The organism is Streptomyces sp. NPDC052036 (assembly GCF_040680495.1).
Classification (GTDB): Bacteria; Actinomycetota; Actinomycetes; order Streptomycetales; family Streptomycetaceae; genus Streptomyces.
In genome coordinates this window covers 1-8471 of sequence record NZ_JBFAWW010000084.1, presented here as the reverse complement: position 1 = coordinate 8471, position 8471 = coordinate 1, and the positions used below count along the sequence as shown (strand labels likewise).

Below are 8471 nucleotides of genomic sequence, written 5' to 3'. Positions count from 1 at the left end.
GCCCCCACCCTCCGGATACCGCATCCCACCGGCATACCGCAGGGATCATGAACCGTCACCACCCCCGACGACAACCCGAAAACCTCAATAACTGCACTGGACCGTGTTGTTCGTGTCGATGCACTCGCTCGTAGCTGCAGCCTCCCTGCTGCACCCGCGCGTACGACAGCCCGACGGCGCGCGCATCTACAACCGCCTCACCCGAGGCCGCCTGCCGGGCGAGATCGTGCCGCGGTCCACGCTCACCCACGAACTGGGCGGCGGTGCGCTCTGGCCGGAGGTCGGCGACTGGGAGGCGGTCACGGCGGACTTGCTCCAGCTCATCGGTGATCAGAAATGCGATGCCCTCAGTCTGGGCCTGCCGGACATCGCCCGTGCCCTGGTGTGCTCCGGCCCCCACAGCCAGGTGCGTGCCTATGACCCGGCGGCCGGGCGGTATCAGGTGTACGGGTCGGCCGACCGCATCGAGGTCCTCGTCGAGGTCGGCAGGCAACTGGCCTGGGCGGAAGGGGCGCGCTTGGTGGCCGGGCGATGGCCTGCTGACCCCCGTCGATCCGGAGGACGCCACGTGACGTTCGGCTGCTGGTCCTGCAGGCGGAGCCTCGTCGGCTGCAGGACCAGCAGCCCATGCCACCGCAAGATCAAATAAGAGTCGTGCGGATAGGCGCGGTGGTGGCACCGGCAACAGGACGCACACAGATCCTGGTGATCACAGAGTTGCGACGCTCTGTGATCATTGGGATCCTCGGCGACCGGGATGTGTGTCCTGTCGGTGACGCGGCGCTCACAGGGCGAAGGCGGCGGCCGCCCCGGTCAGTGGGCGGACCGCGCCGACCCGCACGTCGAGCCGTCCGTCCCGGAGCCGCTGCGCCAGTTCCCCGAGGCACGCGCGGTCGGGTTCCACGACGAAGAACAGCACTCGCACGTCCTTTGGCCGGACGGTGGGCGGCTGGGCGATCGTGACAAGCGTGCCGCCGGCGCGCGGCAGCGCGCCCCCGGCGCTCACCTCCGCGGTCATACTTCCCCAGGGGGACGGCGGCCGTGGAGGGTGACCGCAGATCCGGTTCTCACCCTCCTGCGCGGCGTCGGTCTCACGGATGCCTCGGCATGCTGGATCCGGTGAGATCATCTGTTCGCCCGCCCCGGCTCCACAGCAAGACGCTGAGCGCGACGACCCAGACGAAGCCGAGGAAGCGACCAACCGGGATGAACACGGAGCCGCCCTCGGCGATGAGCGAGCTCATCGACAACACGCTGGCCACCCCGATCACCATGCCGCTCCAGGCGACCCAGGCAGGCAAGGTGTGGCTGGCGCGCCCCGTCGTGGCGACCAGGAATATCGCCATGCCAAGGGCGGCGACAGCCGGGCCCGCACCGGTGATGAAGGACAGATCCGAGATGGCCCGGTACGTGGAAAGCTCCGCGCTGGAGCTGATCTGGGCCAGAACCCAGTTGGTACTCGCGGAGAGCAGGAGGAGAGTTCCGGCGACGGTGGCCATTGCGCGAACCACGCCCGCCCGGGTGTCGCTGCCATACCTGCGTACGAACTCAGTCAGGCGGGGAACGAATGCCAGCAGTGCGAGGGCGGACAGCCCCTGAAGCAAGCCCAGAATGCGGAAGAGATCCTCCAGTGTGGCTGGATCCTTCAACCGGTACACCTGCACTTCGGCATCGCTGGAGTACGGCGTCACGGTCCCGGACGGGCCCAGCGCCCCGGCGATGACGAGACTGGCCACAAAGAACAGGACGTACAGTACGCCGGCCAGAGCGCCAAGGTCGCGGCGCTGGGCGCTTGTGCGGGTGAGCGTGGCGGTCACGGAGACGGACCCTCCTGAGGAAAGTGGTGACGACGGAGCGGAAGTCCCGGCCCGGTGTCTTCACCATCACAGAGCTGCTCCTGTTGGACGTCCCGCGTAGGAAGGCCGTGGGCGTACTCCCGGGGTCGTACAGATCCATCCGCTGAACTGCCCGGAGCGCCGCCGTACTCGCGTCGGAGCAGCGTACGGGCCGCGGCCCGAGGCGGTCGCACGCCCACCTTCACCACGCCCGGCGCCGACCGCGCTCGAAGGTCCTCGTCTGTGCCCTGTTGCGCATGCTCGGTGGGACGGGCCGAGATACTTGCGCCAATGCTTCCCGGCTGCGCGTGTGCACAGCCTCCGGTGCCTCGGCTGTTTGCCGCCTGCGCAGGCGTCCGCGCCGCCCGGGAGAAGCAGGGGTCGTGACCCCCGCACCGGTCCTCTACTAGCAGTAGAGTGGTGGGTATGGCAGACGAAACGAGCATCAAGGTCAGCGCGGCCACTCGCGACCGGCTGGCCGCGCTGGCGAGCGAGCAGGGCACCACGATCCGGCAGCTCGTCGAGGAGCTCGCCGAGGGCCGGCCGACCGAGGCCGAGTACGCGGAGCGCGCCGAGCAGGCCCGCGCGGAGCTCGCCTCCGTCCTGGGCACCGTGCCCAGCGAGCAGGCCGAGGCGAAGGCCCGCAGCCTGCTTCAGCGTCTCGGCGCCGGCCAGGACCCGGCGGCCGCGTAGTGGGGCAGATCGCGGTCGTCGTGGACCACACCACCGCCACCGCCCTGCACGATCCCAAGGATCCGTACAACGAGGCCGTGGCCGCGTTCTACGTCCAGGCCTCCGGTGGGCTCGGCAGTTTGTACGCCCCGGTGCTCTCCCTCACGGTCGGCGACACCGAGCGGCCCGGTCTCCTCGCCTACATCGACGGGCTGCGGTTCGTCACGGTGGAGCCCTTCGACACGGAGGCGGCGGTCACTGCCACCGGCCTGCTGCGCGCCGGGCATTCCTGGGCGGCCGTCCACGCCATCCACGCCGCCCGCCCCTCCGCGAACTTCCCCACCGGCCGCTTCCTGCTCACCCTGACGCCCGAGCTGTACGAAGGAACCGGCGTTCAGGCCGTCCACCCCGACGAGTAGGTCACCCGGGGGCGGTTGAGGCGGCGGCCGTTCTCGCGGCTGAGCGGGCCGCCCGAGTGGCGGGTGTGTGCTCGTGTTTCCCAGCGTGACGCCCGGATCCTGCTGCGGGAGCGACTTGCGCAATCGCGCTGTGCCGCCGCCCTCAGCCGAGCGGGACGGCCAGCCGCCAGCCGTCTTCAAGCAGCCGGTCGACTGCCTCCAGGGCGAGTCGCAGCCGGGTCGAGCGGTCGCCGCGCACCTCCTGCCAGGGCACGCCGCGACCGGACAGCACCTTGCGGAACCGCTCGGTCATCCAGGGCCGCAACTCCTCGCCGTCGCGCAGGCCGTCCTCGTGGAACGGCACATCCTCATGGTCGGTGAGCAGATACAGCGCCCTGGGCGGCATGGCGTTGGCGAGGAGGTGCACCGCCTCGGTGGTCCGGCCGACGTAGCGCTCCTGCCAGACGGTGGTGGCCAGCGCGTCGGTGTCGCACACCAGCACAGGGCCGCCGGTTCGGGCCGCGCGTTCCTCCTCGGCCGATTGGCGGGCGGCGACGGCCTCGAAGTCGGCGTCGCTCCACTCCAGGTCGAAAACAGTGGGCTCCGCAAAGCCACGGCGGGCGGCGAGCGCGCGGGCCACCGCGAGCTTGGCGACGGTCCATTCGCGCCCGTACTCGGGAACCCACCGGGTGAGGGAATGCGGACCGCCACGGGTACGCAGTGCCTGTGCCAGGTCGCGGGAGAGTGTGGTGGTGCCGGTGGACTCGGCGCCGAGTACCACCACCCGCCGGGCGAACCAGGCCCGCACCGGCGGCTCCAGTGCGTCCCAGCGGCCCACCGGGTCGCTGCGGACCGCGGTGGCGGAGACCGCGAAAGTCTCTCGTGCAGCGTCCAGGCGGACGTCCGCCGCGCTGAACCGGCGCGCCAGTTCGGCGCCGTACGGCTCTGAGGTGAACACCGCGTCCACCGGGACGGCCGCATGCGCTCCGGCGGCCACCCCCTGACGCATCAGGGCGATGTGCCCTGCCCAGACGCTGTCGCTGCCGTAGTCCACCGGGAGGTTGTCGACGACGCCGGCGACGGCCACCTGGGGTCGGTCCGCGTACGCCTCGCGCAGCCAGCCGACCCGGTTGGCCAGCGGTATCGACTCCACGTCGGCTGCCATCACCACGACTGTGACGCGACGGCAGCTGTCCGCCGCGGTGCGCACCAGGAAATGGTGACCTGCGTGAGGGGGGTAGAACTTGCCGATGACCAGTCCGTGGTCGAAGGGGGCCGTCATGCGCGCACCAGGTCCGCTGCGGCCATCGACCGGCCGGCGGCCAGCTCCCGGCGCCAGCTGCGCAGTCCGAGCAGGCACATCGTCAGGAAGAGCACGTACACGATGCCAGTCAGGTAGAGCACCTTGGCGAAGTACAGCGGGATGTAGACCACGTCCGCGGCGATCCAGAAGTACCAGTTCTCGTAGGACTTGGTGTTGAGCAGCCACTGGGCGGCCAGCGACAGTGCGGTGGTGAGGGCGTCCCAGAACGGTGCGATGTCCTGGGCGCGGGTCAACACTACGGTCAGGCCCCAGGTCGCAGGTACGGCGAGCAGCAGCAAGACGACGACGGTGCGCGCGCGGGCATGGCCCATCAGGCGGGCGGAGCGGCGCTCGCCGCCGCGCAGCCAGGTCCACCAGCCGACGGCGGCCAGCATCAGGTACACGACCTGCAGCAGGGCGTCGGCGTACAGCTGGGCGCTCCAGAACAGAACCAGGAAGAACAGGTTATTGGCGATGCCGACGGCAAAGTTGGCGATCCTCGCCCTGACGGTCAGCCAGACGCAGGCCGCGCCTGTGGCGAAGCCGAGCAGCTCCGCCCAGGTCACCGCATCGCGGCCGAAGTCGAACAGCACGGTGTTCAGGGGCGCGACGATATCGCCCAGGACGTCGCTGACAGCCATGCAGAGCTCCTTGCCCAGTAAATGTCAGAATGACGATAAACGGTGGGGTCGTCGCCTGCCAAGACCCGGGCGGCGGCTCGGCTGACCGAGGCGCTTGGGGCCCGTTGCCGCGTTGCAGGCCGTTAGCCTGTCGGTATGTCAGAGAGTGTCATGCCCGGTCGCACGGACGGCCTGATCACCCTGGTGGCCGCGGACGCTCTGTGGGTCGATTTGACGGCCGACAGTGCTGTGCCGACGGCTTCTGGGGCGTTCACCTGCTCTCCTGCCCGTGCCTGGGTGGGGTACGTCCTGCTCGGCGGCCATGTGGTGGCGACGGTGAAGGCGAGCGGCGGTCAGTGGAGTGTTCCGGAGGTTGAGGTGCGCCGGGCGGCCGCGGAACTGAATGCGATGGGGATGGATCGGCAGGACCTGGTCCGCATCGGTCCGTTTCGTGGGGCGTCGAGGCAGGAGTGCAACGAGGAAACGCCGCTGCGTTGGCGCCAGCGCATCACGGGGGAACTGCAGGAGCTGGGCGTCCCCGAGCGGGCAGCACGACGTGAAGTCGGCCGGCCGTACCATCTGGCGGGGATCGACTGGCGGCAGATACTCGTGGAGCAGACTCGCGACGGGACGCAGCGCACGTGGTGGCTGCCGCGCGCTGTGGTCAGGCTGCTGGACGCGGCTGAGCACGCCGAAACGCAGTGGGTGCAAGCCGCGCGGACCCGCCAGGCAAGCGCAGCCGTCACCGAGCCGCCCTCCCGCCCCCGGCAGGCCCGAGACGCCGGCGGTCGGCAGACGACGAGCCCCGAGGGCCCCACCGCCTCACTGCGCCCGTACAACAAAGAGCTTCAAGGCCAGCTGTACTCGGTGCTCAGCAGGAAGCCCGGTACCTCCCGCAAGGTGGCCAGGTGGGCGTGCGCCGTCTGCCGCACTGCGCCCGCCACCGTGCTCGACCACTGCCACGAACACGGTTACGTCCGCGCCCCCCTCTGCCAGTCCTGCAACACACAGGAACGCCCCGACCACCTGTACAGCAACGACATCCGCGTGGCGAACCGCTACACACGCCTCTTCCGCACCGACACCGACGACTGGCTCCGCCACTGGCACCGCTGCCCCGGCTGCCGCGCACGCACCACCCTGCCCCTGCCGCACCTCGCCGCATGGACCGCCCACATAGCCTGCCGATCGCTGCGACCGACCCACCGCGCCCCCCGCGGGCGCAAGCCCTGCGGTGTCCTGCGCGTGTCCTGGACGGGCAGCCAGAAAGCGCCCCGTTCCTGCCTGCTCACTGTCGCCGTCGACTTCTGCCCCTCCGGCGAGCACCGTGTCCTGGCACAAGTCCCCTACCGCGAAGCCGTCGAGCGGTTTCGCGCCTGGCTGGCCGAGACGGCCCCTGCCGTGGCCGCCGCGGCCGGTCCTGACCGCTTGGACGGCCTCCCTGCCCAGTCCCGGCCAGTCATCGCGGACACCAGCGGCGAGGACCTGGAACTGTTTTGAGCGGGCACCGGGAGACCTGACACCCCACCGTCACCTCGCAGCTGCTGGCGCCCAACGCGGTCTCCCCACACGTCCCAGCGAAATGCGCAGCAGAGTCCCAGGACGCGGTTCACCGTGCACCCTCCGGTGTCCAGCGCAAGGTCATGTCGGGCAGCCTCTCCATGTTCCGGCGGCCGTCGCTGGTGTCGAGGACCGTGAAGCCGTGGAACTCGTAGAACGCGCGGGCATCGGTGTTCTGCTGGAAGACGTGCAGGGACACCCCGGCAGGGCTGTGCCGCCTGACCTGGTCGAGCAGGAGTGTGCCGATGCCCCGGCGGCGGACCTCCGGTCGCAGATAGAGGTGTTCGAGCATGTCGCCTTCAAGGGCGGCATAGCCGAGGATCTCTCCATCGCGCACCGCCACCCACGTCCGGCATGACTTGAGCAGGACGTCCTCGACCCACCGGGTGACCTGGTCGTGACTGCGTTTCTGCGGGGGCAGATACGGCATGGTCGCCACCCGAGAAATCATGTGGATGCGGGCGATCACCGCCGCGTCTGCCGCGTCCGCGAGTCTGATCTCTGGCCTGCCAACATCACTCACGGCAGGAACCTACAGGGCCAGCCGAAACGCAGGCCAACGGATAGCCCGGCGAACCTTCCCGGTCACAGCACTGCTGTTGCGGGACATGACGTTGGTGACACAGGCCGATGCCAGTGAAACCAAGATGCTTCGACGGGCGTCGGTCGGGTAGCGTGCGGGCCATGTCGAGTCCTGAGTCAGACAAGGTGGGGGCTTTCGGTCACGCCGTCAGCCCCCTGAATCACTGAGCTCGTAGCCCTGCGTCACGCCGCTTTCTGCGGTGGAACGAGTGTGCGCTTGGGGCTGGCCGCGGTGACGAGATGACCTTCTCGTGCCTCTCCTCACCTCGGAGCCACTCGATGCCTCTCCCGCTGTACCTGCTTGCCATGGCGGTCTTCGCTATGGGCACCTCGGAGTTCATGCTCGCCGGCCTCTTGCCGGACATCGCCTCAGACCTTGACGTCACAGTCGGGACAGCAGGCGTCCTCACCTCGGCCTTCGCGACCGGCATGATCGTTGGGGCCCCCTTGTGGCCGCGCTTGCCCGTAACTGGCCCAAGCGCTCCAGCCTTCTCGGGTTCATCCTCGCTTTCGCGGCAGCTCACGCCTTGGGCGCCATCACCACAAGCTTCCCCATCCTGTTCGCTACCCGAGTCGTCGCCGCGCTCGCGAACGCAGGGTTCCTTGCCGTTGCTCTGACGGCTGCCGCCACGCTGGTCTCGCCCGACAGGAAGGGACGCGCGCTGGCCGTGCTGCTGTCCGGCACGACGGCGGCCACGATCGCCGGTGTCCCTGGTGGGTCGGTGCTCGGCTGGCGGGCCGCATTCTGGGCTGTCGCCGCTCTCTGCCTGCCGGCAGCTCTCGGCATCCTGAGGGGAATCCCAGCAGGACGTGATGAGGATGAGGCGACTGGAAGGCCAGCGTTGCGAGCGGAGCTCGCTCAGCTCGCACGGCCGCGGTTGATTCTGGTGATGCTGCTTGGCGCGCTGGTGAACGCGGCAACCTTCGGAAGCCTCACCTTCCTCGCCCCCGTGGTGACCGACAGCGCCGGGCTGGGCGAGTTGTGGATCTCTGTCGCTCGGGTGCTTTTCGGCGTCGGTTCCTTCGTGGGCGTCACCGTCGCTGGCCGGCTGTCCGATCGGCGTCCCGGTCCGGTCATCGCAGTCGGCGGTCCGTTGCTGCTCATCGGCTGGTCAGCCCTAGCGATGCTAGTAGGGCTTGGTCAGGTCGGCTGTCGTGGTGCGTGTCCTCCTGGCTTGGTGCGGCGTTGAGAGTGTGTGACTCCGGACGAGATTGCTGTGGTGCGTGGTGAGTTGGAGGCGTTCGCGGCGGAGGTGTTCGAGCCGTTCGCGCGCAATGACCAGCGCCGCTGGGGACAGGTCTGCCTGCGGGGCTGCTCACCGACGGGCAGCGTAAGCCGGCCGAGCCGATGGCCGCGCGGCTCGGTGAGGACGGGAACCGGCAGGCATTGGCCCATTTCGTCACCCACAGCCCGTGGGACCCGGCTCACATCCGGGCGAAACTGGCCTGGCGGATGGAGGGAGTGATCAGGCCGCAGGCCCTGGTCTTCGACGACACCGGG

General features: G+C 69.4%; 9 protein-coding genes and 2 pseudogenes. 6 read left to right on the top strand and 5 right to left on the bottom strand.

All coding sequences use genetic code 11. The annotated features are described in order from the left end of the window. Positions 1–118: 118 nt before the first annotated feature. Complete coding sequence (locus AB0L95_RS41405; protein ID WP_365171752.1) at positions 119–649, top strand: hypothetical protein; 531 nt, start codon at positions 119–121, stop codon at positions 647–649. A 141-nt stretch (positions 650–790) separates the two neighbouring features. Here AB0L95_RS41405 and AB0L95_RS41400 read toward each other — a convergent pair. Together AB0L95_RS41400 and AB0L95_RS41395 are read right to left on the bottom strand one after the other, a co-directional pair. After that, a pseudogene (locus AB0L95_RS41400) lies at positions 791–991 on the bottom strand (NADP-dependent oxidoreductase); the annotation flags it as partial. 100 nt (positions 992–1091) lie between these two features. After that, on the bottom strand, positions 1092–1817 hold the full coding sequence (locus AB0L95_RS41395) for a hypothetical protein (RefSeq protein ID WP_365171748.1): 726 nt from the start codon (positions 1815–1817) through the stop codon (positions 1092–1094). A 444-nt stretch (positions 1818–2261) separates the two neighbouring features. Here AB0L95_RS41395 and AB0L95_RS41390 point away from each other — a divergent pair, with 444 nt between their 5' ends. Both AB0L95_RS41390 and AB0L95_RS41385 read left to right on the top strand, forming a co-directional pair. Continuing rightward, a complete protein-coding gene (locus tag AB0L95_RS41390; protein ID WP_365171746.1) occupies positions 2262–2528 on the top strand; it encodes a hypothetical protein in 267 nt (88 codons plus the stop codon). Next, positions 2528–2926 (top strand): hypothetical protein, encoded by a 399-nt coding sequence (locus AB0L95_RS41385; RefSeq protein WP_365171744.1) that lies wholly within the window; start codon positions 2528–2530, stop codon positions 2924–2926. Before AB0L95_RS41390 ends, AB0L95_RS41385 begins: the two co-directional genes overlap by 1 nt. 142 nt (positions 2927–3068) lie before the next feature. Here AB0L95_RS41385 and AB0L95_RS41380 read toward each other — a convergent pair whose 3' ends face one another. Then, the gene (locus tag AB0L95_RS41380) at positions 3069–4187 is read right to left on the bottom strand and encodes an AAA family ATPase (RefSeq protein WP_365171742.1); all 1119 of its coding nucleotides are present in this window, start codon (positions 4185–4187) and stop codon (positions 3069–3071) included. After that, the gene (pnuC, locus tag AB0L95_RS41375; RefSeq protein ID WP_365171740.1) at positions 4184–4849 is read right to left on the bottom strand and encodes a nicotinamide riboside transporter PnuC; all 666 of its coding nucleotides are present in this window, start codon (positions 4847–4849) and stop codon (positions 4184–4186) included. Before pnuC ends, AB0L95_RS41380 begins: the two co-directional genes overlap by 4 nt. A gap of 135 nt (positions 4850–4984) precedes the next feature. On the opposite strand from pnuC, the gene AB0L95_RS41370 reads away from it, so the two are divergent. Next, on the top strand, positions 4985–6328 hold the full coding sequence (locus AB0L95_RS41370; RefSeq protein WP_365171738.1) for an endonuclease domain-containing protein: 1344 nt from the start codon (positions 4985–4987) through the stop codon (positions 6326–6328). A 109-nt stretch (positions 6329–6437) separates the two neighbouring features. Here the strand turns inward: AB0L95_RS41370 and AB0L95_RS41365 are convergent, their stop codons facing one another. Further along, positions 6438–6911, bottom strand: a complete 474-nt coding sequence (locus AB0L95_RS41365) for a GNAT family N-acetyltransferase (RefSeq protein WP_365171736.1) — start codon at positions 6909–6911, stop codon at positions 6438–6440. A gap of 338 nt (positions 6912–7249) precedes the next feature. On the opposite strand from AB0L95_RS41365, the pseudogene AB0L95_RS41360 reads away from it, so the two are divergent. Both AB0L95_RS41360 and AB0L95_RS41355 read left to right on the top strand, forming a co-directional pair. After that, a pseudogene (locus AB0L95_RS41360) lies at positions 7250–8100 on the top strand (MFS transporter); the annotation flags it as partial. A 158-nt stretch (positions 8101–8258) separates the two neighbouring features. Then, on the top strand, positions 8259–8471 hold a 213-nt coding region (locus AB0L95_RS41355; RefSeq protein ID WP_365171750.1), incomplete at its 3' end, for a transposase.